The 26,370-nt window shown below is 69.6% G+C and carries 24 protein-coding genes; 13 read left to right on the top strand and 11 right to left on the bottom strand.

All coding sequences use genetic code 11. The features are described from left to right. Positions 1–23 precede the first annotated feature (23 nt). Positions 24–824 carry a GNAT family N-acetyltransferase gene (locus ACWCOV_RS11040; RefSeq protein ID WP_449829074.1) on the bottom strand — a complete coding sequence of 267 codons (801 nt, stop codon included), beginning with the start codon at positions 822–824 and terminating at the stop codon, positions 24–26. 124 nt (positions 825–948) lie between these two features. Here ACWCOV_RS11040 and ACWCOV_RS11045 point away from each other — a divergent pair, with 124 nt between their 5' ends. After that, positions 949–1,728: a sulfite exporter TauE/SafE family protein gene (locus ACWCOV_RS11045; protein WP_449829075.1), complete on the top strand. Its 780-nt coding sequence runs from the start codon at positions 949–951 to the stop codon at positions 1,726–1,728. Here ACWCOV_RS11045 and ACWCOV_RS11050 read toward each other — a convergent pair. Beyond that, a complete protein-coding gene (locus ACWCOV_RS11050; protein WP_449829076.1) occupies positions 1,715–2,191 on the bottom strand; it encodes a GAF domain-containing protein in 477 nt (158 codons plus the stop codon). The genes ACWCOV_RS11045 and ACWCOV_RS11050 overlap by 14 nt on opposite strands. Positions 2,192–2,243: 52 nt before the next feature. Between ACWCOV_RS11050 and ACWCOV_RS11055 the strand changes: the two genes are divergently transcribed. After that, positions 2,244–3,008 carry a class I SAM-dependent methyltransferase gene (locus ACWCOV_RS11055; protein ID WP_449829077.1) on the top strand — a complete coding sequence of 255 codons (765 nt, stop codon included), beginning with the start codon at positions 2,244–2,246 and terminating at the stop codon, positions 3,006–3,008. A gap of 29 nt (positions 3,009–3,037) precedes the next feature. Here ACWCOV_RS11055 and ACWCOV_RS11060 read toward each other — a convergent pair whose 3' ends face one another. Further along, complete coding sequence (locus ACWCOV_RS11060) at positions 3,038–4,159, bottom strand: cytochrome P450 (RefSeq protein WP_449829078.1); 1,122 nt, start codon at positions 4,157–4,159, stop codon at positions 3,038–3,040. A 123-nt stretch (positions 4,160–4,282) separates the two neighbouring features. Between ACWCOV_RS11060 and priA the strand changes: the two genes are divergently transcribed. The 8 genes from priA (at position 4,283) to ACWCOV_RS11100 (ending at position 13,000) form a co-directional block, all read left to right on the top strand. Further along, positions 4,283–5,056 (top strand): bifunctional 1-(5-phosphoribosyl)-5-((5-phosphoribosylamino)methylideneamino)imidazole-4-carboxamide isomerase/phosphoribosylanthranilate isomerase PriA, encoded by a 774-nt coding sequence (priA, locus tag ACWCOV_RS11065; RefSeq protein ID WP_449829079.1) that lies wholly within the window; start codon positions 4,283–4,285, stop codon positions 5,054–5,056. Further along, positions 5,053–7,344 carry an HAD-IB family hydrolase gene (locus ACWCOV_RS11070; RefSeq protein WP_449829080.1) on the top strand — a complete coding sequence of 764 codons (2,292 nt, stop codon included), beginning with the start codon at positions 5,053–5,055 and terminating at the stop codon, positions 7,342–7,344. The genes priA and ACWCOV_RS11070 overlap by 4 nt, the downstream gene beginning before the upstream one ends. Then, entirely contained in the window at positions 7,341–8,537 is a 1,197-nt protein-coding gene (locus ACWCOV_RS11075; RefSeq protein ID WP_449829081.1) for a zinc-dependent alcohol dehydrogenase, read from the top strand. Before ACWCOV_RS11070 ends, ACWCOV_RS11075 begins: the two co-directional genes overlap by 4 nt. A 33-nt stretch (positions 8,538–8,570) precedes the next feature. Beyond that, complete coding sequence (locus ACWCOV_RS11080) at positions 8,571–10,151, top strand: lactate racemase domain-containing protein (protein WP_449829082.1); 1,581 nt, start codon at positions 8,571–8,573, stop codon at positions 10,149–10,151. Beyond that, positions 10,151–11,083, top strand: a complete 933-nt coding sequence (locus tag ACWCOV_RS11085; RefSeq protein ID WP_449829083.1) for a lysophospholipid acyltransferase family protein — start codon at positions 10,151–10,153, stop codon at positions 11,081–11,083. Before ACWCOV_RS11080 ends, ACWCOV_RS11085 begins: the two co-directional genes overlap by 1 nt. Positions 11,084–11,133: 50 nt before the next feature. Then, positions 11,134–11,679 carry a hypothetical protein gene (locus tag ACWCOV_RS11090; protein ID WP_449829084.1) on the top strand — a complete coding sequence of 182 codons (546 nt, stop codon included), beginning with the start codon at positions 11,134–11,136 and terminating at the stop codon, positions 11,677–11,679. A gap of 80 nt (positions 11,680–11,759) precedes the next feature. Further along, entirely contained in the window at positions 11,760–12,521 is a 762-nt protein-coding gene (gene hisF, locus ACWCOV_RS11095) for an imidazole glycerol phosphate synthase subunit HisF (protein ID WP_449829085.1), read from the top strand. After that, positions 12,518–13,000 (top strand): MarR family winged helix-turn-helix transcriptional regulator, encoded by a 483-nt coding sequence (locus ACWCOV_RS11100; RefSeq protein ID WP_449829086.1) that lies wholly within the window; start codon positions 12,518–12,520, stop codon positions 12,998–13,000. Before hisF ends, ACWCOV_RS11100 begins: the two co-directional genes overlap by 4 nt. 117 nt (positions 13,001–13,117) lie before the next feature. On the opposite strand, the gene ACWCOV_RS11105 is transcribed toward ACWCOV_RS11100, so the two are convergent. From ACWCOV_RS11105 to ACWCOV_RS11115, 3 genes are all read right to left on the bottom strand, one after another. Then, positions 13,118–14,491, bottom strand: coding sequence for a right-handed parallel beta-helix repeat-containing protein (locus ACWCOV_RS11105; protein ID WP_449829087.1), 1,374 nt, complete (start codon positions 14,489–14,491; stop codon positions 13,118–13,120). Between the two features lie 167 nt (positions 14,492–14,658). Further along, complete coding sequence (locus ACWCOV_RS11110) at positions 14,659–16,029, bottom strand: O-antigen ligase family protein (RefSeq protein ID WP_449829088.1); 1,371 nt, start codon at positions 16,027–16,029, stop codon at positions 14,659–14,661. A gap of 6 nt (positions 16,030–16,035) precedes the next feature. Then, the gene (locus ACWCOV_RS11115; RefSeq protein WP_449829089.1) at positions 16,036–17,667 is read right to left on the bottom strand and encodes a Wzz/FepE/Etk N-terminal domain-containing protein; all 1,632 of its coding nucleotides are present in this window, start codon (positions 17,665–17,667) and stop codon (positions 16,036–16,038) included. 197 nt (positions 17,668–17,864) lie between these two features. Here ACWCOV_RS11115 and ACWCOV_RS11120 point away from each other — a divergent pair, with 197 nt between their 5' ends. After that, positions 17,865–18,371, top strand: a complete 507-nt coding sequence (locus tag ACWCOV_RS11120) for a MarR family winged helix-turn-helix transcriptional regulator (RefSeq protein ID WP_449829090.1) — start codon at positions 17,865–17,867, stop codon at positions 18,369–18,371. Continuing rightward, the gene (locus ACWCOV_RS11125) at positions 18,371–19,951 is read left to right on the top strand and encodes an MDR family MFS transporter (RefSeq protein ID WP_449829091.1); all 1,581 of its coding nucleotides are present in this window, start codon (positions 18,371–18,373) and stop codon (positions 19,949–19,951) included. Before ACWCOV_RS11120 ends, ACWCOV_RS11125 begins: the two co-directional genes overlap by 1 nt. Here the strand turns inward: ACWCOV_RS11125 and ACWCOV_RS11130 are convergent. From ACWCOV_RS11130 to dacB, 5 genes are all read right to left on the bottom strand, one after another. Further along, positions 19,948–21,204, bottom strand: a complete 1,257-nt coding sequence (locus tag ACWCOV_RS11130) for an MFS transporter (protein ID WP_449829092.1) — start codon at positions 21,202–21,204, stop codon at positions 19,948–19,950. The genes ACWCOV_RS11125 and ACWCOV_RS11130 overlap by 4 nt on opposite strands. Positions 21,205–21,215: 11 nt before the next feature. Next, the gene (locus ACWCOV_RS11135) at positions 21,216–21,797 is read right to left on the bottom strand and encodes an ArsR/SmtB family transcription factor (protein ID WP_449829093.1); all 582 of its coding nucleotides are present in this window, start codon (positions 21,795–21,797) and stop codon (positions 21,216–21,218) included. A 40-nt stretch (positions 21,798–21,837) separates the two neighbouring features. Beyond that, on the bottom strand, positions 21,838–22,041 hold the full coding sequence (locus ACWCOV_RS11140; RefSeq protein WP_449829094.1) for a hypothetical protein: 204 nt from the start codon (positions 22,039–22,041) through the stop codon (positions 21,838–21,840). A gap of 238 nt (positions 22,042–22,279) precedes the next feature. Beyond that, complete coding sequence (locus ACWCOV_RS11145; RefSeq protein ID WP_449829095.1) at positions 22,280–23,221, bottom strand: GNAT family N-acetyltransferase; 942 nt, start codon at positions 23,219–23,221, stop codon at positions 22,280–22,282. A gap of 41 nt (positions 23,222–23,262) precedes the next feature. Then, positions 23,263–24,786 carry a D-alanyl-D-alanine carboxypeptidase/D-alanyl-D-alanine endopeptidase gene (gene dacB / locus ACWCOV_RS11150; RefSeq protein WP_449829096.1) on the bottom strand — a complete coding sequence of 508 codons (1,524 nt, stop codon included), beginning with the start codon at positions 24,784–24,786 and terminating at the stop codon, positions 23,263–23,265. A gap of 180 nt (positions 24,787–24,966) precedes the next feature. Here dacB and ACWCOV_RS11155 point away from each other — a divergent pair, with 180 nt between their 5' ends. Next, positions 24,967–26,265, top strand: a complete 1,299-nt coding sequence (locus tag ACWCOV_RS11155) for a family 43 glycosylhydrolase (RefSeq protein WP_449829097.1) — start codon at positions 24,967–24,969, stop codon at positions 26,263–26,265. Positions 26,266–26,370: the final 105 nt, after the last annotated feature.

Genomic DNA, 26,370 nt, shown 5'->3' on the forward strand with positions numbered 1-26,370 from the left:
CTGCCATTGTCCTGATCCAGGGATCAGGGGCGGATCCAGACGGTCCAGCGTTCGATGCGGAGGTAGTCGAGGCGTTGGTACACCGGCTGGCCGTCGTCGGACGCGAGCAGGACCGACGGCTGGTCGTGGTGGGTGGCGGCGGCCCAGGTGAGGGCGGCGCCGGCGCGGCGGCCGCGGGCGGTGGGCATGACGGCGACGTTCTCGACGACGGTCACGTCGGCCGCGTTGTGGGCGACTGCGGTGGCGAGCGGTACGTCGCCGTCGTACCCGACCCAGACGGCGGTCGGGCCGTCGAGGAAGGTTGCGCTGTACAGCACACCGGGTTCGACCGGTTGGAGCTCCGGGACCGGGTAGCCGTCGATGAAGACGCGCTCGGCGTCGGCCAGCCCGGCGGCGTCGGTGACCTGGCGGACGTCGAGATCGGTGACCGGCGGGGTCGTCGCGGTGTCGGGGAAGCGGACCATCAGCGGGGGATGGCCGACCAGGGCGAGGCCGTGTTCGCGCAGGTCGCGGGTCGGCCAGGGGCTGACGAACAGGTACGGCACGTTGTTCGGCAGCCGGCGCGCGACGTCGGCGATCACCTCGGCCGGGTCGATCGGTTGTTTCGCCACCACCAGGTTCGTGAACGGCCCGCGGTCGCCGAGGAAGCCGCCGGCCCAGGTGTCGCCGTCGTACCAGGGCTTACCGGCCCGGCGGGCGCCCTCGGTCACCCAGGAGGCGTGCGCGAGGACCGCTTGGCGGACGAGGGAGTCGGCCGGCGCGAGGTCCGGTTCCCAGCCCGTGGCGAGCGGCTCGCCTTCGGGTGGCACGATCGAGGACGCCATCCGCCCACTGTGGCACCGCAGCACTGGGTATGTCTTGGGTCACGTCCGCCAGTGTAAGGGTTTTTTGGAACAACGTCCTTACCTGATGATGGCCGGGTGAGTGCTTTCCGCCTGGTGGGCTGCCGTGCCTGACCTCTCGCTGTGGACCCTGGTCTTCCTGGTGGTCGCCGCCTTCTCGGCCGGCTGGATCGACGCGGTGGTCGGGGGCGGTGGCCTGATCCAGCTGCCCGCGATGCTGCTCGGGCTGCCGGGCGCGACCCCGGCGCAGATCCTGTCCACGAACAAGATCTCCTCGCTCTGCGGAACGACGACCAGCGCGGTCACCTTCAGCGTCAAGGTGCGCCCGGACAAGCGGACCGTCATCCCGCTGGCGATCCTGGCCGGTCTCGGGTCGGCCGTGGGCGCGCTGGTGGCGACCAAGATCCCGATGTCCTGGTTCAAGCCGATCGTGCTGGTGCTGCTGATCGGCGTCGCGATCTACACCGCGATGAAGCCGTCACTCGGTGCGCGGACGGCGTTGCGGTTCGACGGCCGTGATCACTACGTCGCGGCGAGTGTGGTCGGCGTGCTGATCGGCTTCTACGACGGCGCGGTCGGGCCGGGGACCGGATCGTTCCTGATCTTCGCGCTGGTCGGGTTCCTCGGCTACAACTTCCTGCAGGCCAGCGCGAAGGCGAAGATCGCGAACGTGGCGACCAACCTCGGCGCGATCATCATCTTCGCCCTGCACGGCTCGCCGCTGTGGATTCTCGGGCTGATCATGGGCGCGGCCAACATGCTCGGCGGCCTGCTCGGCGCCCGGACCGCGGTGGCCCGTGGCAGCCGGTTCGTCCGGATCATCTTCCTGGTCGTCGTCTCCGCCCTGATCCTTCGGCTGGGCTACGACGTCGTCAGCGGTTGGTGAACGTCGGAGCCCAGGGCGCGTCGGCCAGGCCGATGCGCTCGATGGCTTCCGCGGTGCGGGTCGCGAGGCCCTGCAGGCCCTCGATCTGGGCGTCGGTGGCGCGGTGGTGGCGGGACCAGTAGGCGCCGATCGCGGCGACCGGGCTCGGTGAGCCGACCGGCACCATCAGCAGGCTGCGGACGAAGGTGGGCAGGTACGCCTCCAGCGGGATGCGCCCGTCGAGCTCGATGTTCGGCACGACCGCGGTCTCGTCGTGCAGCATCGCCCAGCCGCTGATGCAGCTCGTGATCGGGAACCGTTGGCCCTTCCACAGCGGCGCGATCGCGTCCTCGTCGGCGTAGAAGCACCGGTCCTGCTCGCGCAGCACGAAGGTCGCGCCCTGCGCACCGGTGAGCAGCCTGGCCTCGACACGAACGATGTCGCCGACCTCGGCCAGCGACTGCGCGTCCGCCAGGTTCGTCATGCCGTCATTGTGCGGCCCGCGGGCGGTACTCGCCAGTACTACTGTCCGCATCATGGTCGACTACAACGGACGGTTGAGCAGTGTGTACGCCGCGGGGCGAGGAATGACCGTGGCCGAGGTCAAGCGCTGGACTGACGCGTTCGCGCCCTACCTGCCGGGTGAACGGCCGTTGACCCTGCTGGACCTGGGCAGCGGGACCGGCCGCCTCACGCCCGGGCTCGCCGAGGCGTTCGGCGGTCCGGTGTACGGCGTGGAGCCGTCGGACCGGATGCGGGAGATCGCCGAAACGACCGCGACGCACCCGGGCGTGGTCTACCGGAACGGCCGCGCCGAGGAGATCCCGTTGCCGGAGGCATCGGTCGACGGGGTGCTGATGTTCCTGTCGTTCCACCACTTCCGGGACCAGCGGCAGGCGCTCGAGGAGGTCCGCCGGGTGCTGAAGCCCGGGGGAGTGGCGTTCCTGCGCAGCCAGTTCGCGGACCTGATGCCGGAACTGTTCTGGTACGCCTACTTTCCGTCCGCGCGAACCGTCGACGCCGGCATGTACCTGACCCTCGACGCCGCAAAGGACCTCGCGCGCACTGCAGGCCTGACACCGGCCGACGACGTGGCGTGGGTGACCACCGAGCCGCCACGCACCTTGCGCGAGAGCTACGACCGGCTCAAGCTCCGGGCGCTGTCGACGTTCGAACACCTGCCGGAGGACGAGATCGAGGACGGCTTCACCCGGTTGGCCGCCGACGCCGACCGCGATCCGGAGCAGCGCCTGCCCGTCCACCCCGCCGCGATGCTGCTGCTCAGCCGTACTGGTTCCTAGAGGCGGCCTTCTGGGCATCGCGCTCGTACTCAGGTCACATCCCAGGTGACGTTGAGCGCCGGCGGCTTGCGGAAGACCAGTCCGCGCGGCGGCGGAGACGACGGATCCAGCCGGAGGCCTGGCAACGCGAGTAATGCGCTGACCGCCGTGAGGGCTTCGAGGCGGGTCAGGTGCATGCCGAGGCAGATGTGCGGCCCACTGGCGAAGGCCAGGTGCCGACGGGCGTTGGTACGGCGGACGTCGAAAACGTCCGGTGAAGGGAACACCGCCGGGTCCCGGCCCGCGCCCGCCAGCGACACCGTGACGAAATCACCCCGGCGAATCGACGCACCGGCCAGCTCGACGTCGCGGGTGGCGTAGCGGTCGACCACAGCCGCGGCCGGCTCGAGGCGGAGCGACTCCTCGATCGCGTTCGGCAGCAGCGAAGGGTCGGCCAGCACCAGATCCAGCTGGTCCTGGTGGTTGAGCAGGTGCCAGAGGGCGTTGGTGATCATGCCCTCGGTGGTCTCGATCCCGCCGAACATCAGCACGGCGGCATTCGCGACCACCTCGTCGACACCGAGGCCGGCGCCGGCGGCCGCGGCGATCAGTGAGTCGGCGGAATCGATGCCTGAGGCAACGTGTGCGTGCAGGGCGGCGAACGCCTCCGAGCCCGCTGCCGTCACCGGTCGTCCGGCAGCGACCCCGGAGACCGAGTCGGAGATCGCGGTGTACCAGTCCAGGACGGTCGATGCCGAGGCGGGCGGCAACCCGAGCGAGTAGGCGACCACCGCGACCGACAACGGCCCGGCCACCGTCCGCCGGAGGTCCGCAGCACCGTCAGCCCGGATCGCCCCGACCAGGTCGTCAACGGTCTGCTGCACGGGCTCGGTGAAGCGGCGACGGGTCTCGGCGAGCGTGAACGGCTCCTCGAACGGACCCCGGTGCGCCTTGTGCGTCGCGCCGTCCAGCGACAGCATCGACGGCCCGACCACCTGTGCGGTGGAGAAGCGCGGATCGTCGACGGTGAAGGTCTCCGGATCCCGCAGTACCTCTAGAGCGAGCGAACGACCGGCGACCACCCAGCCATCGAGGGCATAGACCCACCCGATCGGGCGGAGCGCCGCCAGCGCCGGATGCGGGTCCGTCTCGAGCTCCTCCACGGTGACCACCCAGCCACCCTAAAGGCATCAGACCACTGTCTAGAGTGGTATTGCTGAGACAGATTCGATCTCAACGACTCAGCGAGGCAGCGGGTTACGAAACCCGAACTAGGGCCATCTAGGGTGTGGGCCATGTCTGTGTCCGATTCTTTCCCCACCCCACCACCCCGGTCGGGGAACCTGGTGCTGCTGCCTGCCGTCGACGTGGCGGACGGTCAGGCGGTCCGGCTGGTGCAAGGGGAGGCCGGGAGCGAGACGTCGTACGGCGATCCGCTGGCGGCGGCGATGGCGTGGCAGGAGGCCGGCGCCGAGTGGATCCACCTGGTCGACCTCGACGCCGCGTTCGGCCGTGGCAGCAACCGTGAGCTGCTCGCGGACGTGACCGGCAAGCTGGACGTCCAGGTCGAGTTGTCCGGCGGTATCCGCGACGACGATTCCCTGGAGGCTGCCCTCGCGACCGGCGCGCGCCGGGTCAACATCGGCACCGCGGCGCTCGAGGACCCGGAGTGGTGCGACCGGATCATCCAGCAGTACGGCGACCGGGTCGCGATCGGGCTCGACGTCCGCGGCCGGACCCTGGCGGCCCGCGGGTGGACGAAAGAAGGCGGCGACCTCTACGAGGTGCTCGAGCGGCTGGAAGCGGCCGGCTGCGAGCGGTACGTCGTCACCGACGTGACCAAGGACGGCATGCTGCAGGGCCCCAACCTGGACCTGTACCGCGACCTGTGCGCGCGCACGGACAAGCCGATCATCGCCTCCGGCGGCGTCTCCAGCCTCGACGACCTCGTGGCCCTGAGCACGCTGGTCGAGGACGGCGTCGAAGGCGTCATCGTGGGTAAGGCCCTGTACGCCGGTGCGTTCACCCTGACCGAGGCACTCGAGCTCACGCGTGGAGGCGACAAGTGAGTCTGGCCGACAAGCTCAAGGACAAGAAGGTCCTGGTCACCGGCGTCACCGGGTTCGTCGGTGAGGCGCTGCTGCACCGGATCATCGGAGACCTCCCCGGGACCACGGTGGTCGCGATCATCCGGCCGAAGGGGTCGCTGACCGGCACCGCGCGGATGGCGCAACTGCTGAAGAAGGACATCTTCAAGCCGTTCTACGGCGAGGGCACCGAGCACGCCGACGCCGAGGCGCTCACCGCCGCCCGGATCGAGGTGATCGAGGGCGACCTGTCCGACGTGCCGGAGCTGCCCAAGGATCTCGACATCGTCGTGCACTGCGCCGGCGACGTGAGCTTCGACCCGCCGATCCACGAGGCGTTCACCACCAACGTGCTCGGCACCAAGAGCCTGCTCGAGCGGATCGTCGAGACCGGCCGCCAGGTCCACTACGTGCACATCTCCACGGCGTACACGGCCGGTCGCCGGCGCGGCGCGATCCCGGAGGCGCCGGTCGACCACAGCGTCGACTGGCGGACCGAGGCCGAGGCCGGCATGGCGATGAAGGCCCGGGTCGAGGAGCAGTCCCGGTCGGCCCCGATGCTGGCCAAGTTCCGCAAGGACGCCGAGAAGCTGCACCGCCGGGCCGGTCACCTGACCGCCGCCGCCGACACCGAGCGCCGCCGGACCGAGTGGGTCGCGAAGAAGCTGGTCGAGACCGGCACCGAGCGCGCCCGCAGCCTCGGCTGGACCGACTGCTACACGTTCACCAAGGCCCTCGGCGAGCGCGTGGTCGAGGAGTTCTCGGCCACGCTGCCGACCTCGATCGTCCGCCCGGCCATCATCGAGTCCGCGGTGCAGAGCCCGCACCCGGGCTGGATCGAGGGCTTCAAGATGGCCGAGCCGCTGATCCTGGCCTACGGCCGCGGCGAGCTGCCCGAGTTCCCGGCCTCGCCGGACTCGGTGATCGAGATCATCCCGGTCGACCACGTGGTCGGCGCGATCTGCGCGGTGATGGCGACCGAGCCCGAGCTGAGCAAGCCGGAGTACTACCACATCGGCTCCGGCGCCCGGAACCCGCTGACCTTCGAGCAGCTGTACGCCGGGGTCCGCGCGTACTTCTCCAAGCACCCGTTCGACCTCGGCGAGCGCGGCGCGGTCCGGCTGCCGGTGTGGAAGTTCCCCGGCGGCGACTCGGTCGAGAGCATGCTGCGGTACGGCGAACGCGCGCACAAGATCGCGGACAAGATCATCACCACCGTCCCGCGCGGTGAGCGGACCCGGAAGTACGCCCGCGAGCTCGACGTGCAGAAGCGCCGGCTGGACTTCCTGCGCCGCTACATGGACCTGTACTCCGAGTACGCGCAGGCCGAGCTCCAGTTCGTCGACGACAACGTGCTGGCGCTGCACAACGCGCTCGAGGGTGACGACCGGGAGAAGTTCGCCTGCGACACCTCCGTGGTCGACTGGCAGCACTACCTGCAGGAGGTGCACTGCCCGAGTGTCACCGACTCGCTGCGCCGGCTGGACGTGGTCCGGAAGAAGCGGAACAAGGCGCTGGCCGAGTCCGCGGGCGTGCTCAAGAAGGTCGAGCCGCAGCAGGACTCCGAGGTGATCGCCGCGTTCGACATGGACGGCACGCTGCTGTCGTCGAACGTGATCGAGACCTACCTGTGGATGCGGCTGCCCGAACTGGACAGCCACCAGCGGATCGGTGAGATCGGCTCGATGCTGCGCCGGCTGCCGAAGCTGATCTCGGCCGAGCGCAAGGACCGCGGCACCTTCCTGCGGACCATCTACCGCCGCTACGAGGGCGCCGACCTCGAGGAGCTGAACCGGATCGTCGACGAGCTCCTGGCCGAGCACGTCCTGGAGCGGCTGAGCGGTGACGCCGTACGGCGGATCCGCGAGCACCGCGCGGCCGGGCACAAGACGATCCTGATCACCGGCGCGGTCCGGCCGCTGACCCGGCCGCTGGAGCCGCTGTTCGACGAGATCGTCGCCGCCGAGCTGGCCGTCGACGACCGTGGCCGGTGCACCGGGTTCCTGTCCGGTCCGCCGCTGGTCGGGGAGTCCCGGGCCGCGTGGATCAAGCACCGCGCCCGCGGCACGAACATCGACCTGTCCAAGTCCTACGCCTACGCCGACAGCCACTCGGACCTGCCGATGCTGCAGGTCGTCGGCAATCCGGTCGCGGTCTCGCCGGACGTGTCGCTGTTCCGGGCCGCCCGGGCCGCGCGCTGGCAGATCGTCGACTGGAAGACCCCGTCCACCTCGTCCCGACTGGAGCTGCCAGGGGTGAACGCCCGATGATGCTCGCGCTGGAGATGTACCGGTCGCCGGCCAAGTTCCTGGCGGCCAAGGCGGTCGGCGGCCGGATCCCCGGCATCCTGACCGGACCGGCCGCGCCGCTGCGCCTCGTCACCATCAACGAGCCGAAGGCCGAGCGGGAGGGCTGGGCGCGGATCCGGCCGATCCTGTCCGGGATCTGCGGCTCCGACCTCGGCATGGTCACCGGCTCGACCAAGCTGTACTTCTCGGCGATGGTGTCGATGCCGTTCGTGCCCGGGCACGAGATCGTCGGCGAGCTGCTCGACGACTGCGCGGACCTGCCGAAGGGCACCCGCGTGGTGATGGACTCCGTTCTCACCTGCGCGGCCCGCGGTGTCGAGCCGTGCCAGGGCTGCGCGTCCGGCACCACCAACCGGTGTGACCGGATCACGGTCGGGCACGTTGCGCCGGGTCTGCAGACCGGGTTCTGCCAGGACACCGGTGGCGGCTGGGGCAACGTGATGGTCGCGCACCGCAGCCAGCTGTACGCCGTTCCGGACGGGATGTCCGACGAGCGCGCCGTACTGACCGAGCCGCTGGCCTGCGCCGTGCACACCGCGCTGCGGGCGAAGGTGGAGCCGGGCCAGTCGATCCTGGTCAGCGGAGCCGGCGCCGTGGGGCTGTTCGCGACCCTTGCGCTGCGTGAGCTGACTCAGGCCGGCCGGATCACGGTCGTCGCCAAGCACGCGAAGCAGCGTGAGCTGGCCCGGGCGTTCGGCGCCAGCGACGTGGTCGCTCCCGACGAGGTGTTCCGCGGGGTACGCCGCTCCACGGGCGCCTTCCGGTTGAAGCCGGAGATGGCCAAGGAGTTCCTGCTCGGCGGTGTGGACATCGCCGTGGACGCGGTCGGCAGCAAGGACTCGATCGACACCGTGCTGCGGGTGACCAAGGCCGGCGGACGGGTAGTGCTGTCCGGGATGCCGGCCAGCGGCGCCGACCTGTCGCCGGTGTGGTTCCGCGAGCTCGAGCTGACCGGCAGCTATGCCTCCGCGCGGGAGGAGCCGAACGATCAGCCGGCCTTCGAAACCGCACTGGAGCTGGCCGCGAAGGCGCCGCTGGATGGAATTGTCGGTGCACGCTACCCGCTGTACCGCTGGCGCGAGGCGATCGACCACGCGCATTCGGCCGGCCGACTGGGCACGGTCAAGGTTGCTTTCGATGTGAGGGCCTCATGAGGGCGCTGAACGTACGACGAGAGGGTTTGTGACATGTCTCGGCCAGGTTTCGTGCTTGAGGTGGACGACCGGACGCCGCCGCTGCTCGTGCACAACGGTGAGGGCTTCCTGCTGGAGCGCTTCCCGCTCGGCACCCGGGTGGTGTACCCGCCGGAGGCGCTGCCGCCGGTCCGGGACGTCGAGGAAGCGATCCAGAACGCGCTGCTGAACCCGATCGACTCCGAACCGCTGCCGGAGCTGCTCACCGCCGGGATGCGGCTGACGATCGCGTTCGACGACATCTCGCTGCCGCTGCCGCCGATGAAGAAACCCGACATCCGGCAGCGCATCATCGAAGCGGTGCTGACGATGGCGGCCGACGCCGGTGTCGACGACGTCGAACTGATCTCGGCGAACGCGCTGCACCGCCGGCTGACGCCGAACGAACTGCGCGAGATCGTCGGCGAGCGGGTGTTCCGGTCGTTCTTCCCCGACGGCAAGCTCTACAACTTCGACGCCGAGGACACCGCCAACCTGACCCACCTGGGCCAGACCAAGCACGGCGAGGACGTCGAGATCTCCAAGCGGGCGGCCGAGTCCGACCTGCTGGTCTACGTGAACGTGAACCTGGTGGCGATGGACGGCGGCCACAAGTCGACGTCGATCGGGCTGGCGTCGTACAAGTCGCTGAAGCACCACCACAACAGCCACACGATGATCCACTCGCGGTCGTTCATGGACCACAAGGCCTCGAAGATGCACCACTCGGCCTGGCGGATGGGCGCGGTGCTGACCGAGCACGTCAAGGTCTTCCAGATCGAGACCACGCTGAACAACGACATCTTCGGCGGTCCGCTGGAGTTCCTGCAGAAGCGCGAGTGGGAGTGGTCGATCAAGGACCAGGCCTCGATGCTCGCCACCAAGCGGGCGCTGGCCGCCGCGCCGAACAAGCTGCGGCACAAGATCTTCACCGACGTCCGCTCGAACTACGGGCTGACCGGGATCAACGCCGGCAAGATCGAGCCGGTGCACGAGAAGACGATCGAGAACGTGCACCGCCAGCACCTGGTCGAGGTGCAGGGCCAGTCCGACGTCGCGATCATGGGTGTGCCGTTCGTCGGCCCGTACAACGTGAACTCGGTGATGAACCCGATCCTGGCCGCCTGCATGGGTCTCGGGTACTACTTCAACTCGTACCGGGGGACCCCGATCGTCCGCAAGGACGGCGCGGTCATCCTCTACCACCCGGTGCCGTACGAGTTCAGCCAGCTGCACCACCCGTCGTACGTCGACTTCTTCGAGGAAGTGCTGTCGGAGTCGACCGACCCGGCCACGATCGAGGCGAAGTTCGAGAAGCAGTACGCCGAGGACCCGTGGTACATCCACCTGTACCGGACGTCGTACGCCTACCACGGCGTGCACCCGTTCTACATGTGGTACTGGATCTCCCACGCCCTGGACCACTGCGGTGACATCGTCTGGGTCGGCGCGAACCGCAAGACGGTCGAGCGGATGGGCTTCCGGTCCGCGTCGACGCTGCAGGACGCGCTCGAGATGGTCAGCCACTCGGTCGGCCGGTCGCCGTCGATCACCTACCTGCACAACCCGCCGCACCTGCTCGCGGACGTGCGCTGATGGGTACCAGCCTGGTGAAGTTCAGCCGCGACACCGCGCGCGACGTGAAGCAGGTCGCGCGCGGGTGGCGGTGGGGCCGGCGGCCGCAGGTGCCGCGGTCGGCCGAGCCGTACGTGATCCCGAAGGAGACCTCGGTCTTCCCGACCAAGTGGGCCCGGACCCCGGCCGCGATCGCGGTCCGCGAGGTGCTGCAGAAGGGCGCGCTGAACTCGGTGCTGCGGTTCGAGGTGAACCCGCAGGTGAGCGGGCTCGACTCGCTGCTCAAGGTCAACGGCCCCGCCCTGATCGTGGCGAACCACTCGTCGCACCTGGACACCCCGTTGCTGCTCTGCACGCTGCCGGACGCGATGCGCCGGAAGACGGCGGTGGCCGCGGCGGCGGACTACTTCTTCGACACCTGGTGGCGGGCCACCGCGTCGGCGATCGTGTTCAACACGTTCCCGATCGAGCGCCGCGGCGGCAAGCTCAGCTCGACCCCGGGCGACCTGCTCGCGGACGGCTGGAACGTGGTCGTGTTCCCGGAGGGCACCCGGTCGCCGGACGGCTGGATGGAGCGGTTCCGGATGGGGGCGGCGTACCTGGCCGTCGAGCACGGCGTCCCGGTGATCCCGGTCGGGATCAAGGGCTCGTTCGCCGCGATGCCGCGCGGCCGCGGCTGGCCGGTGCCCGGCCGCCCGACGGTCGCGGTCCGGTACGGCGACCCGCTCAGCCCGGCCGAGGGCGAGAGCGCCCGCGAGTTCGCGCCGAAGATCTCCGCCGCGGTGTCGGCCCTGCTGGACGAGGAGTCGACCACCTGGTGGGAGGCCCGCCGCCGCGTCGCCGCGGGGGCCTCGCCGTCGCAGTCCGGTCCGGACGCCGCCCGCTGGCGCCGGGTCTGGGAGTCGACCGCCCCGATCAAGCCGTCCGGCACCAAGCGCCGCGCCTGGAAGTGACGCCGCTGGTATTCCGGCCGAGGTTCGCCTCGGCCGGTGGTCGGTTCTGGGTGCTCACGGGCTCATACGTGGTGCTTGGCGCGATTCTGAGCGCGTCGCTCGCGACCTGGGCGATCAGCTGGATCGCGGCTGCGATTCTGTTCGTCAGTGTGGTGCTGGCGATCGTGAGCGTGCTTGCGCTCACTTTCCGGCACACCTGGTTCGCGGTCGACGCGGAGACGGTCACCTGCAAGGCGAGTCCGTGGGGCCGGCCTCGCACGCTGCACCTGGCGCAAGTCGTGCGGATCCTGTCGATCGGCCGGATCAAGAACTCGCTGCCGATCGGAGTCCTGGTCATCCTCTCCGCGAACGGCGCACGCCTCGGTGCATCGAACTGGCTGTGGGACCAGGACACGATGGAGCGGATGGCGACCGCGGTGTCGGCCGGCCGGGTGCCGATCGAGCGCCGGCCCGTGGTCGGGCAGCTCGAGATGGTGCGTGAGCTCGGCGTCGATCCGGAGTTCAAGAGAAATCCCGTGCACGTGCTCGTGCTGCTGGCCGCGGGCGGCGCCGGCGTCCTGATCGCCTGGCCGATCGTCCGGGCACTCCTGCTCTGAAGGCGCGGCCGTCCTGGCCGGCGCCGCGTCGGGTGGGGCTGGTCACGGGAATTCTCACCCGTACCTAATACGCTGGCCCCGTGAGTCTTGCCGTGCGAGTGATTCCCTGCCTGGACGTCGACGCCGGGCGGGTGGTCAAGGGTGTCAACTTCACCGATCTGCGCGACGCCGGGGACCCGGTCGAGATGGCCAAGGTGTACGACGCGGAGGGTGCCGACGAGCTCACCTTCCTCGACATCACCGCGTCCTCGGGCTCCCGGGAGACGACGTACGACGTGGTCGGGCGGACCGCCGAGCAGGTGTTCATCCCGCTCACCGTCGGCGGCGGCGTCCGGGAGGCGACCGACGTGGACCGGCTGCTGCGGGCCGGGGCGGACAAGGTCGGCATCAACACCGGCGCGATCGCCCGGCCGGAGGTGATCCGCGAGATCGCGCACCGGTTCGGCAACCAGGTGCTGGTGCTGTCCCTCGACGTACGGCGGGCGCCGGACCAGCCGAGCGGGTTCGAGGTGACCACGCACGGCGGCCGGACGTCGGCCGGGCTGGACGCGATCGAGTGGGCGCAGCGCGGGTGTGAGCTGGGCGCGGGGGAGATCCTGCTGAACTCGATGGACGCCGACGGCACCAAGCAGGGGTTCGACCTGGAGCTGATCCGGGCGGTCCGGGCGGTGGTCGACGTACCGCTGATCGCGAGTGGGGGAGCGGGCGCTCCCGAGCACTTCCCGCCCGCGGTCGAGGCGGGTGCGGACGCCGTACTGGCGGCGAGCGTGTTCCACTTCGGCGACTTCCGGATCGCGGACGTGAAGAAGGCGCTGCGCGACGCCGGGATCGTGGTCCGGTGACCGTGGACACGCAGGAGACCGACTGGCCGGAGCAGAACGAGAAGCTGGTTGCGGACATCGAGCAGCAGCTGTCCGCGCTGTTCCGGCGGTCGCGGTCGGCGTCGCTGCGGCTGGCCCGCCGGGTGCACCCGGAGATGGACGCGGCCGGCTACGCGCTGATCTCCCAGATCGAGCTCGGCACGGCGGGTGGTGGGGCGGGGGTGCGCGCGTCGGACGTCGCGCAGGCGCTCGGCCTGGACAAGTCGACCGTCAGCCGAGGCATCACCCAGCTGGAGACGCTGGGCCTGATCGAACGCGTCGGCGACCCCGACGACGGCCGCGCCCGCCTCCTCCGCCTCACCACCGTAGGCGCCGACCGCTTCGACGCCATGCGCTCCCAACGCCAAACCGAATTCCGAGCCCTCCTCGACCGCTGGAACCCCACGGACCTGGCAGACCTAGGCAGACTGCTCTCCCGCCTCAACGACGACCTGAGCTGAAACCACCGCCCTCCGCTCCGCTCCGGGCGGGGAGGAGAAGAATGCCTGCCTCCCACCGGGAGGTGGAGGTGCTGGCCTCCGGGCGAGGCGGTGGTGGTGGCTTGGGGTCGGGATCACTCAGCGGGGTGGGGGTTTGGCTTGGCCGTGTTTGTCGTTGCCGGTGGTTCGCCAGGCGGACCAGGTGAGGTCGGTGTCGTTCCAGGTGAAGTGGGGGGCTTCGAGGGACGGGACGACGTACGTGTTGTCCTCGAAGCGGTTGTTGTTGGACGTGTAGACGGCGGTGTCGCCGATGTCCTGGACGGCGCCGGTGAGCTGGCCCGGCGACATCGCGACGCGGTTGTCGTGCACCCAGACGTTGCGTACGACGTGCGGCCCGTGCGGCGCGGGATCCTCACCGGCGCGTCCACCGCTCTCGATCAGCGCGATCCCGTTGGCGTTGTCGCTGAGGTCGTTGCCCGCGACCTCGATCAGCTCGGTCCCACCGGATGACTGGATCTGGATCCCGGCCTCCCAGGCCCAGCCGCGGTGCCGCCGCCCGTTCCCGGAGATCTCGTTGTACCGGATGATCGCGTCGTAGCTGATCTCGTGCTGGATCCCGGCACCCCAGTTCCCGGTGATCTTGTTCGACGAGTACTCGGTGTGGATGTTGCCGCCGTCGGTCCACAGCCCCGGCCCGTAGTTGTCGTGGACGTAGTTGTGCGTGACCGTGTGCCGCTCGGTGCGCCAGCTCTTGCTGCCACCGGCCTCCCACCCCCACGAGTAGCCGGCCGCCCCGTTGAACGAGATCTCGTTGCCGCCGACCAGCGATCCGTTGCCCCAGGCACCGAAACCGAGCTGCCCCTGGTGGTGCACGAAGTTCGCGGTGGCCACCGCGCCGTCCGCCAGCCCCAGGCCGACGCCGTGGTTGAGCCGCACCTCGTTGTTCAGGATCCGCCACCCCGACCCCATCGCGTACGGCGAAACCTGCCGACTCTCCACCGCAGCCACCTGCGCCTCGTTCGCCGCCTGCTCCAGAACGAGGTTGGCGACAGTCACGTCGTCGACGGTCGCCTGGACGAGGCTCGGTGCAACGGCCTGCTCGACCAACCGCCCACGCGGGTCGACGCCGATCGTGATCGAGTTCGTGCTGTAGTCCGCGTAGACCGTCCCGCTGGTCACAGCCGACCGGGAGCCCACCCGAGTCAGCCGCTGCTTGTCGACGAACACGTCCTCCGCATAAGTACACGTCGGCGCCGATTCCGCACACTCGCCGTGGTAACTCGGCTCCGCCGGCAGAAACCCAGAAACAGACCACGCCGCACCATCCTGCCGCCACCCCATCAATACCTTCGCCCCACTGATCACCGCGCCCGGCAGCCCGATCAGCGAGTCACCCTCCTTCGGCGCCAGTGGTTGCTCCAGCCGGAAGACGCCGGGAGAGAGGCAGTACGTCGTACCAGCCGGATGCGCGTCGATGACTGACTGCACGTTCTCGGACGGACCGACCGGCACGCCATCACAAGAGCGAGGGACCGGCCCGACCGGACCGGTGAGACCCGGCCGCCCAGCAGGCGTGAACTCGTTCGACTCTTCAGCGGCGCCCAAGGACCGCAAGACCGCGAGCACCGCAACCACCGCCAGCAAAGCGCAAGCAGCTGCGATCCACCGCCGCCGGTCGCTCACGGTGTCGTCCGGTCACGGAACCAAGGCCGGACCGTCGTCACCGCCACCCCGATCCCGAACATGGTCCACAACAACGCCGCCACCTGCGGCCCCTCCAGCTGTGGGTCGAAGAAGCAGGAGACCAGCACCGCCGTGGTCACCACCAGGCAGAGCACACCGACCTGACGCCGGGTGTGCAGCCCTTCTCTGGCCAGCCGCCGGCAACCGGCGACCATCCGCCAGTACCAGCCCACCCACAAGGCGATCCACAACGCGATGCCGACGATCCCCATCCGGGCCAGGATGTGCAGGTGCGAGTTGTGCGGACTCCGCAGGGTGTCCTTGCCCGCGTCGAGCACGCCGACCTCCTTGGCCAGGTTCTGCCCGAACCCGGACCCGTCGACGAGATGACCGTCCTCGATCTGCTTGTCGAGGATCCGGGTCCACAGCTGCTGACGGCCCTCGACGGTGCCGCCGAGGTTGCCGCGGGTGTCCTGCCCGCCCAGACTCACCACGTTGGCGACCAGCTGCGAGGCCGAGAACTCCCGGCCCTGCAGGCCAGGCATGGGCACCTTCAGCGACAGCAGCGAGGCCACGCCCAGCCCGACGACCATCACGAGTACGACGCGCGCCGCAAGACCCACCCGGTTCCGCAGGAACGCCAACCCGACCGCGCCGCCGGCCATCACGCCGAGCAGACCGCCACGGTTCTGGGTGGCGGCGAGGGCGACCACCAGCAGTGCCATCAAACTCCAGCCCACCCGGCTCCGGGCGCTGCGCTCACCGGGCAGCAGCCACATCACGCCGAGGACGAGCAGCGCCGCGATCGCCGCGCTCCCGGACTTGTGCGACAGCACCGACACAGTGGTGAACGGGACCACGGGCGCGCTCGGCGACAGCGGATAGAGGATCACGGCTAACGGCAGCCACAGCAGCAGCCAAGGAGTCAGCCGGTGCAGCCCGCGTATCCACCGGTCGAGCAGCTCCGGCGACCGGGCCAGCGCGCCGGTCACGAAGAACGCGAACAGGCAGTAGAGCCACAGCACGGCATCCCGCAACGCGTCCATCTGGTACGTCGCCACGCCCGGCGCCGTCCGGATCAGTCCCCAGACCGCGAACGCGCCGAGCAGTGCGAAGACCGACTCGTCCCGCAGCGGCGCCTTGATGTACTGCGTCGATACGACAGCAGCCGCCGCGCCGACCCCGAGCACCATCTCGCCGACGAACAACGGACTGCCTGGCAGGTGCAGATAGGCGAAGGCCCGGTCGAACAGCAGGTAGCCGGCCAGCAGGGGACCGAGCAGGCGGCCGTACAGGACGAAGAGCCGTCCCGACCCCGGCCGCGCCAGAAGGCCGACACGGCGTGAAGCATCGACGGGCGACGACATCCCGGATCAGCCTCGCGGCGCGCCTGCCGACGTACGGCGGTCCTTGTGCGGCCGCCGGAAGGCCAGCAGCTCGGCCGACGGGAGCGCCTCCAGACCGGTCCGGCGGGTGACCCGGTTCATGATCAGCTTGCGCAACCGGCGGACGAACCGCGGACCGCGACCCGACCGGCGGTAGACGTAGCCGACGAGATCCGGCTCGACCAGGTCGAGACGCTCGGCCATCGCGACGTGGTCCTGCACCGGCTCGCCGGCGCCGAGGACGACGACGGTCGCGTCGGAGCTCTGCACCAGGTCGACCGCACTCGCTCGGTTCAGCACCGCCGGACTGTCGATCAGCACGAGGTCGAAGGATTTCTTGGCCTCGGCGATCAGCTTCTCCACGGCCTCGGAGTACGCCGCGCCGCCGGTTCGCCGTACCCGGACCGGTCCGGCGCGCAGGACGGTCACGTCCGCGTTGAGCGGACTGGGCTCGATGCAGTCGGAGACCGGACAGCACGCGGCCACGACCTGTTCGAAACCGTCAGCCTGCGGGCTGCCCGGCAGCAGCAGACCGGTCAGCGCACTCTCGGTGGCATCGGCGTCCACCGCGAGCACCGGCCGCCCGCTCTCGGCGACCGCGAGCGCGACGTTGGCCACGACCGAGCTCCGCTCGGGTCCGCTGTCCGCCGAGACGAAGACGACGGCCATTTGGTCGTCCCGAGCTGCGCAGAGGCGCTCGACTGATCCCGCGGTGAACCGGAACGCCTCGGCCGCCGACGACTGGGGGTCGACAGCCATCGGCAGCGCATCCGCGGCCGAGGGAAGCAGCCGGCCCTTTCCGGCCGACGGGATCTCGCCGATCAACGGCGTGTCGTAGATCGCGCCCGGGTCGAGCCGGTCGGCGAGGCACCGCCGGCGGCTGGCCCGCAGGTAGGCCAGGCCGGCGCCCAGGACGAGGCCGGCCAGCAGCCCGATCGCCCCGGACCGCTTGGAGTTGCCGTTGATCGGCACCTGCGGCTCGGCGGCCCACGCGACCGTCGGATGGGTCGCGAGGTCGAGTTGGAGGTCGGCGATTGTCTGCGTCCGCTGGTTGAGCAGGTCCGCGAGCTGGCCTTGGGTCCGGAGGTCCTTGCTGGCGCGGTCGATCGCGGCGATGTCGGCCGAGCCTTGCGCGGCGATGGCCGAGGAGCGTACGTCGTCGAAGGCCTGGAGCACCGCGTTCACACCGGTCTGGGCGACCCGCGCCTCCGGCCAGGTGAACGTGAGGGCGACGATGCTGGATCCGAAGCCGCCCGGCGTGGACTGCTCCGGAGGCGTGATCTCCAGCGACGAGTTCTCACCCGAGAAGTCGGCCCGGGTCAGCACGTTGTCGTTCAGGGCCGCGTTGGCGATCCTGGCCGCACGGTCGGCGACCTCCTGGGACTGCAGGAGCAGGACCTGACTGTCGAAGTACTGGGCCCTGGCCTCGCCTTCGGCGGTGCTGCTCTGCGGCACGGTCACCGTGGCGTAGGCGCGGTAGAGCTCAGTCTGCGTCAACGAGTACCCCACCGCTGCCAAGGCGGTGAGGATCGCGACGATCACGACCATCACCCGGTAGCGGCGGATCGCCCCCACGACCGTCGGCTCAAACCGTGCTTGTTCGATTGTGCTGGCCTGCATGGCCTCACCTCAGTCGCTCACCTGGACTTCGGTGCACCCCGCGCCCCCAAGAACAAAGTGCGCCCCCTTACAGCGATGTTAGACGGACAGTTGCCAAGTGTGCGCTACTTCGGCCAAAAGTTGACTCTCCGTAAACGAGACTCGACAGTCTCTCCATGTGGTTGCAGAAACCAACTATCTAGTCATATAGTTGGGTTATGCAACTAGCTCGTGAATCCCTCGTCCCGGGGGCAGCGCGGGACTCGCCGGCCCAGGAACTGCTCGAAGGGGTCAGTTCGCTGGTGCGTGCGGTGCGTTGTGTCGAGCATCGGCACCTGGCGCCCGACGGCGGGCTGCGACGGTCCGACGCCAGCGTGCTCAAGGTCCTGCTCCGCGACGGCGAGCAGCGCGGCGGCGAGATCGCGGCCAAGCTCGGCGTCGACGCCTCGGTGGTCAGCCGCCAGGTGGCCGCCCTCGAGGCCGACGGACTGGTGAGCCGTCGGCCGGACCCGGCCGACGCCCGGGTCGGGCTGGTCAGCCTCGCGCCGCGCGGCAAGGCCCAGCTCGAAGCCCTCTACTCGTCCTACACCGAGCATCTTCGCGCCGCCCTGGCGGACCTCGACGACGACGCCCTGCTCGCCGCTGCGCAGACCATGCAGCGGATCGCGGAGGCCATCACCGACGTCACCAAGAGCGCGCGCCGTGCCTCATCGACTGGAGACTGATGACTGTCACCGAGACCCGGCGGGAACTGCTCACCGCGCCGGAACTCACGCACCGCGAGATCCTCGAGATCCTGATCGGCCTGCTCGCCGCGCTGTTCACCGCGATGCTGAGCTCGACCATCGTCAGCAACGCCCTGCCGACGATCATCGCCGACCTCGAGGGTTCGCAGACCCAGTACACCTGGGTGCTGACCGCGAGCCTGCTGGCCACCACGGTCTCCACCCCGATCTGGGGCAAGCTTGCCGACCTGATGAGCAAGAAGCTTCTGGTACAGGTGGCGATCTCGCTGTTCGTGGTCGGCTCGGCCCTGGCCGGCCTGTCCCACAACGTGCCGTTCCTGATCGGCGCCCGGGTCCTGCAGGGCCTCGCGATGGGCGGCCTGATGGCGCTGGCCCAGGCGATCATCGGCGCGGCGATCCCACCGCGTAACCGCGGCCGGTACTCCGGCTACATGGGCGCCGTGATGGCCGTCGCGACCGTGAGCGGTCCGCTGATCGGCGGCGTCATCGTCGACACCTCGTGGCTCGGCTGGCGCTGGTGCTTCTACGTCTGCGTCCCGCTGGCGGTGATCAGCCTGGTGATCCTGCAGAAGTACCTGCACCTGCCGGTGATCAAGCGCCGGGTCCGGATCGACTACCTCGGCGCCGTGCTGATCAGCGTCGCCGCCAGCCTGCCGCTGATCTGGGTCACCTTCGCCGGTCACGACTTCGGCTGGATGTCGTGGCAGTCGGCCCTGTTCGTCGGTGGCACCTTGCTGTTCGGCATCCTCGCCGTCGTGGTCGAGAACCGCGCGGCCGAGCCGCTGGTCCCGCTGAAGGTGGTCAGGGAACGCACCACCGCGCTGGCGATCGTGGCCAGCCTGGCGGTCGGCGTCGCGATGTTCGGCAGCGCGTTGTTCCTCGGCCAGTACTTCCAGCTCGCCCGTGGCTACAGCCCGACCGAGGCCGGCCTGCTGACCATCCCGATGATGCTCGGGTCGTTCTTCGGCTCGGTCGGCTCGGGCCAGATGATCACCCGGTTCGGCAAGTGGAAGCGCTACTTGGTTGCCGGTGGCATCCTCCTGGTCGGCGGCCTGGTGGTGCTCGGCACCATCGACCACACCACGCCGTACTGGTACGTCGGAATCGGCATGCTGGCGATGGGTCTGGGCATGGGCATGACCATGCAGAACCTGGTCCTCGCCGTGCAGAACACCGTCGACGTCAGCCAGATCGGTGCGTCGAGTGCGACGGTCGCGTTCTTCCGCAGCCTGGGCGGCGCCGTCGGAGTGTCCGTCCTGGGCGCCGTACTCGCGGTTCGGGTGAAGGACCTGATCGTGCAGGGTCTGCTCGCCGGACCCGGTGGCGCCGAGGCGGCACGAAAGGTGCAGGAAGGTGGTTCCGGGAGCACGAGCCTGCTCGACGTCGGTCACCTGCCGCCGCAGCTGGCCGAGCTGGTGCGGCAGTCGTACGGCGATGCCACCGGCCGGATCTTCCTGATCGCCGCAGCCTGTGCGGTGGTCAGCCTGATCGCGGTCCTCTTCATCAAGGAGGTCCCGCTCCGCCGGACGGTCGCCAAGCTGGACGTGGAGGACGACTAAAGGTCGGGTGGTTGCAGGCCGTCGAGGTCGCGGGTGCGGATGATGGGGGAGCGGATCAGCCACAGTACGGCGAGGAAGCCGCCGGCCGCCGAGATCAGCAAGGTCTCGCGGACGCCGATCCAGGTCCCCAGGAAGCCGCCGACCACAGCGCCGAGCGGGCGGACGCCGTAGTTGATGCTGCTGAACGCTCCCGCGACCCGGCTGCGCATGTGGTCGTGGGTGACCGCGGCCTGCAGTGAGTTGAGCGGCACGTCGAAGCACATCACCGCGAACGCCCCGATGAACTCGGCGGCGGCCAGGGCGGTGGCGCGGGCCCAGGTCGGGCCGTCCGCCAGGGCCGCGATCGCGACCGAGCCCGGGAAGACGATCGAGCTCGCCGCGATCACCCGGCCGGCGCCGAAGATCCGGCTCAGCGGTGACGCGGCGAGTGCGCCGAGCAGGCCACCGGACGCGCCGATGCCGAACGCCAGGCCGATCGTGCCGGCGGACAGTTCGAGGTTGCGGCTGGCGAACAGCACGAGTAGCGCCAGGCTGATCAGGTTGAAGAAGTTCACCGTCGTCGCGCAGCCGAGGCTGCGGCGCAGGTACGGGTGCTGCAACAGGTAGCGCATCCCGGCCCGCGCGCGCTGCAGCAGTGGTTCGGTCGACTCCTCGACCGGGCCCGGCGGTGTGTTCAGGCGGCCGAGCTGGACCGCCGCCACCAGGAACGAGAACGCGTCCACCAGGATCGCGACCGGTGCGGTCAGCCACTGCACCAGAGCACCGGCGACCGCGGGTCCGCCCATGAACGAGATCGACCGGGTCGCGGAGAGCTTGGAGTTCGCCTCGAGGAACTTCTCGCGGGGAACGAGCCGGACGAAGAACGAGGCGTACGACGTGCCGAACACCACGTCGGCGATGCCGGCCAGGACGGCGATCGCGTACAGGTGCCAGAGGGTCAGCAGGTCCAGCCAGTACGCGGCCGGCAGGCTGAGCAGCAGGATCGCCCGGAAGACGTCGGCAGCGATCATCAGCCGACGCTTGTCGGGCCGGTGGTCGACCCAGGCGCCGACGAACAGTGACGCGAGGTTCGGCAGCCAGACCGCGGCGGTCAGGAAACCGACCTGCGCCGGGGTGGCGTCGAGGAGCAGGACGGCGATCAGCGGGAGCGCCAGCTCGGTCACCCGGTCGCCGAACTCGGAGACGATCTGCGCGGACCAGAATCGGCGGAACTGCCGGTCGCGCCAGAGACTCGTGGCGGTCAGAGTCTTCATCGTCGGCGCGGTCAGTTCGCTGCTTCAGGCAACGACATGCGGAGGTACCGGACCGCGCGGGCGTCCGCGGGCGCACCCTCTTCGCCCCGCTGGACGTACGGCGCGAGCAGCTGCTCGATCGCGTCCTCGACGGCCTCGGCCTCGGCGGCGGTGAGGACCAGCCGGGTGTTCGCCGAGCCCGCCAGCCGGCTCCACTCGGGATCGAGCTCGGGCTCGGTCTCGACCAGCCACTGCTGGGCGGACTCCAGCGCCTGGTTCATCATCTCGGCGCGGAGCAGCCGGCCGGCCTCGTTGCCCTCGGGCGTGTCCGGCATCTCGTACCGGAACCCGCGGGCCACTGCCTTCCACCATCGCTGCCGCTTGTCTCCGTCCGGCGGCTGCTCGTCGACGACCAGGCCGAAGTTGGCCAGGTGGCGCAGGTGCCAACTCGTCACCGATGGCGACGCGCCGACGTGCTCGGACAGCTGGGTCGCCGTGGCCGGTCCGTTCTTCTGCAGCCAGCTCAGCGCGGCCAGCCGGACGGGATGCGCCAGCGCCCGCATCGCCTGCGGGTCGGTGATCTCGAAGTCGCCGTACGGATTTCTGAGAGACATGTTTCGAGAGTAGTCTCTCAGATATCGTGAGAGCAACCTCTCAGATCTGGATCGTGCGTCGCCAGATGTCGCTGATCAGGTCGGGGCGCATGCCGACCGCGGTGTAGAGGCCGACCGCCGGGGTCGGGTTGAAGCTGTCGACGTGATCGGCGCGGCTCTTCCGCGGTACGTCAGCGGGCGCGTGTCGACTTCCTGGGCGCAAGGTGAAGTAGATAGGCGTCGGTCCGGATGTCAGGACGATCAAGGTGTGGGCTCGGTTGCGTTACTGGACCTCGTCTTCAGCCTCGGCAAGAAGCCCCGGCGAAGCGACAACCGGATGACTCGACGCCACAACCGGTTCGAAGATGCCGACCCCGATCACCGCTGTCCCGTCCGCTTCCACTGCGTATCTGCCGATCGCGTTGACCGGCATCCGCGGTCCGCGCCGCCGAAGGCGTAATAGGCAGCCACCGCGTGGCGGGGTCCTTTACACGTGCGCGTGGTCAGATCTGGATCGTGCGTCGCCAGATGTCGCTGATCAGGTCGGGGCGCATGCCGACCGCGGTGTAGAGGCCGACCGCCGGGGTCGGGTTGGAGCTGTCGACGTGCAGCATGGTGCCCCTCCGGCCGGCCGCGGCGTCGGTGGCGAAGGTGTCGTGCAGGAGGTACTTCGCCAGTCCCTTGCCGCGAGCCTCGGGTACGACGGCCAACCGGCCGATGTACCCGCAGTTGTCGGTGCTGACGAAGTTGTCGTTGCACTCGCAGACCGCGACTGCCCGCCCGTCGAGCTCGACCGTGGTGAGCTGCGACCAGTCGAACGTCGACCGGCTCTCCCGCGACGCCACCCACTCGTCGTACGGCCGCGGATCCGCTCCCGGCTGCGTCCGGAACGCCTCCACGAGTACGGCGTGCGCCGCCCGCCGACTCGCCTCGTCCAGCGCCCCGCGCCGTACCACCGCTCCGGCTGGAACCGCCGGCCGCTCGACGGCGCCGTCGAAGGTGATGCGCATCCGGTGGATCGAGGTGCTGATCGAGAAACCCTTTGCGGCCACGATCTTCGGCATGAACTCGTCCTGCCGGATCACGCCGACGCTGATCACCACGTCGCCGGGCCCGGCGTCTCGAGCCCGCTGGATCCCGCGATCGATCAGCCACTCCGCGACCGCCGGGATCTCGCTCAGCACCTCGAGGTTCACCCGCGACCCGTCGCTGTTCGCGGCCGCCGTGGCCGACCCGGCAAACTCGCCATCGACGTCGAGCACCACCCACCCGTCGGTCGACGGATCGAAGCCCGGATCCCGCAGGTAGTTCGCGACATCCTCGACACTGTGCTCCGGAAACCCGAGCAACGCGCTCGTATAAGCGCCCGACCGCTCGGCAATCAGCGCAGCATCGCCGATCCTCATCGGCCGGGCGGTGAGGGGCTCGGGTAGTGCGGCGGTCATTCCGTCATCGTGGGGAACGACCGCCGTCCTGTCCAACCGGTTTAGCAGGCCTTCTCCCACTCGAGGTCGCACGCGGGCTCGGCGGTGGTGCGCAAGGCGGTCGCGGTCTGGTTCGGCCAGGACGCGAGGGTGACGCCGACCGCGTCCTCGATGGAGCGCGGGCTGACCAGGTAGTTGTTGCTGATCATCGAGAACACCAGTTTGCGGCCGTCGGCGCTGGTGACGTAGCCGGACAGCGAGGTCACGCCGGTGAGCGAGCCGGTCTTGCCGTGCAGGTTGTTGGCGGCCGGCGTGTTGGCCATCCGGCTGCGCAGCGTGCCGCCGACGAAGCGTTGCGGGTTGCCGGCGATCGGCAGCGCGTCGTACCACTGCTGCCACCACGGCTCCTTCTGCACCCCGATCAGCAGATCGGTGATGCTGTCGGCGGTGACGTTCACCTTGCGCGACAGGCCGGAGCCGTCGGACAGCCGGATCGTGCTGGTGTCGACGCCGACGCTCTTCGCGTAGTCGCTGACCACGCCAAGTCCGGCCGGCCAGCTACCCGAAGCCTCCGCGACCGCACCCATCGCCTTGACCAGCGTCTCGGCGTGCATGTTGTTGGACAGCTTGAGGAACGGGTTCATCAGTTCGCCGACCGTCATCGACTCGTCCCGGGCCAGCACGCGAGCGCCGGTGGGGGAGGCTGCGTTCTTGACCTTGCCGATCACGCTGATGCCCTGCGCCGCGAGCGCCCGCTTGAACACGTCGGCGGCGTACAGCTCAGGCTCCCAGACCGTCACCCACTCCTGGCCGACCGACGCGCCGAGCGGCACCGAGCCGGTGACCCGCACGATGTTCGTGCCGTGCTCCCGCTCGATGTTCAGCGTGTTGGCCGAGCCGGCGGCGCCGGTCCTCGCGGTGTTCACGAGCTTGAGTACGCCGTTCGCCGGGACCAGGGCGAGCTGGACCGGCGCACCGGCCGTCGCGCCGGGCCGGCTTTCGACGATCGCCGTACCGGAGTCGTAGTCGGTGTTCGGGGCGAGGGTGAGGGCGGAGATCTGCGCCGAGTAGTAGAAGGGCTCGTCGTCCCAGGCCCAGCTGTCGCCGAGCCGGACGGCGTCGAAGTACGTGTCGTCCGCGACCAGGTCACCGACGACGCGGCGGACGCCGGACTGGGCGAGCTGCTTGGCCAGGGCGACGTAATCGGACTCGAGTGCGGTCGGGTCGCCGTACCCCTTGAGGTAGAGGTTGCCGAGCAGGCTGCCGCCCTGGACCGGGCCGGTGGCCAGCACGTCGGTGTGGAAGCGGTACGACGGGCCGAGCACGTCCATCGCGGCCGTCGAGGAGAAGAGCTTGGTGTTCGACGCGGGCAGCATCCGCTGACCGCCGTTCCGGTCGTACAACGTCTCGCCGGTCGTCGCGTCCCGGACCACCAGCGCGACCTGTGACCCGTTGTAGCGGCTGTCGTTCAGCAGGCTGTCCAGGCGCTCCTGCAGCGGCGTCGCTTGAACAGCGGCCGGCGCGCCGGCCGACTGGGTGACCACCCCACCGACCGCGGTCGCGAGCACGGCAGCGACGGCGATCACCCCGCGTCCCGACACTCTCGGTAAATGCCTCACGAGAACACCCCTCCATCCAGGCGGAATCCAACTAGCGGGAGTCAACACCCCGGAACGCCCCGGGGTCCAGTGGTGACCTCTGGTCATCCAGGTGAATCGATGGAAAAGTGCGGTCCACAGGTATCCGCCCCCACCTGAGGAGTCCCGATGCGACGACTTCTGCCGGCCCTGCTCGCCCTGCTCAGCCTGGCCGCCTTCCTGTCACCCCCGGTCCACGCAGCCACCACCGCGGCCGTCTTCCCGGCCCAGATCATCGGGGAGGACTTCCCGGATCCGGACGTGTTCGAGCAGAACGGCACCTGGTACGCCTACTCGACCAACAACGGCCGCGGCCACGTCCCGGTCGCGACCGCCCCGAGCGCGAGCGGGCCCTGGACGATCCGCGGCGACGCGATGCCGGGCGGACCATCGACCGGGTGGGCGCAGCCCGGCCGCACCTGGGCGCCGGACGTCTTCCCGAACCCGGACGGCTCCTACACCCTGACCTACACCGCCTGGCACAAGACCTCCGGCCGGCAGTGCATCGGCGTCGCCACCGGATCCTCGCCGCTCGGCCCGTTCACGCCGCTCGGCAGCCAGCCGCTGATCTGCCCGCTGAACCTCGGCGGCGCGATCGATGCGAACACGTTCGTCGCGAACGACGGCACCCGCTACCTGCTCTGGAAGAACGACGGCAACGCGATCGGGCAGCCGTCGACCCTATGGCTGACGCGTACGGCGAACAACGGCACGACCCTGGTCGGCGGCAACTCGGCGCTGCTCACCGCAAGCGGGGTGATCGAGGCGCCGGATCTGGTCCAGCGCGGCAGCCAGTTCGTCCTGTTCTACTCCAGCGGCGGCTACACCGACTGCAACTACCTGACGTCGTACGCGACCGCTCCGAGCCTGAGCGGGCCGTGGACGACCGCCTTCCGGCCGCTGATGACGACCGGGACGTTCGACAACCACATCTGCGGGCCGGGTGGCGCGGACTTCGTCGGCGACAAGGTGTTCGTGCACGGGTGGGTCGGCGGGTCGAGGCACCTGTACGTCGCCGATCTCGGGTACGCGAACGACTACCCGGTGGTCCGCGGCAGCCGGGTCCGGTACGAGGCCGAGCGCGGGACCCTGAACCACTGCGTGGTCCGGTCGAACGCGGCCGGGGCGTCGGACGGGAAGGTGGTCGCGTACATCGACTACGCCGACTCGTGGGTGCAGAACACCGTGTTCGCTCCGGTTACAGGCAGTTACACCCTGCACGTCGGGTACGCGAACGGATCGGGTGCGACCGCCAGTCACGGGCTTGTTGTCAACGGCAACAACCAGGGTACGGTGAGCTACCCGGTGACCGGCTGGGACAACTGGCGGCAGAGCTCGGTCTCGATCACCCTGAACGCCGGCTGGAACACCATCCGCATGACGAAGGGCGACCTGTACGCCGAGGTCGACTACCTCGAGGTTCAGTGACCGGTCAGGGAATCGCCGGGTGGGTCCCGGACTGAACCCGGGATCCACCCGTCCCGGTGCGTGGCGCGCAGCGTTTGTGCTGGACGATGCCTCGTAGGCTCGGTA

This window comes from Kribbella sp. NPDC002412, assembly GCF_053592935.1.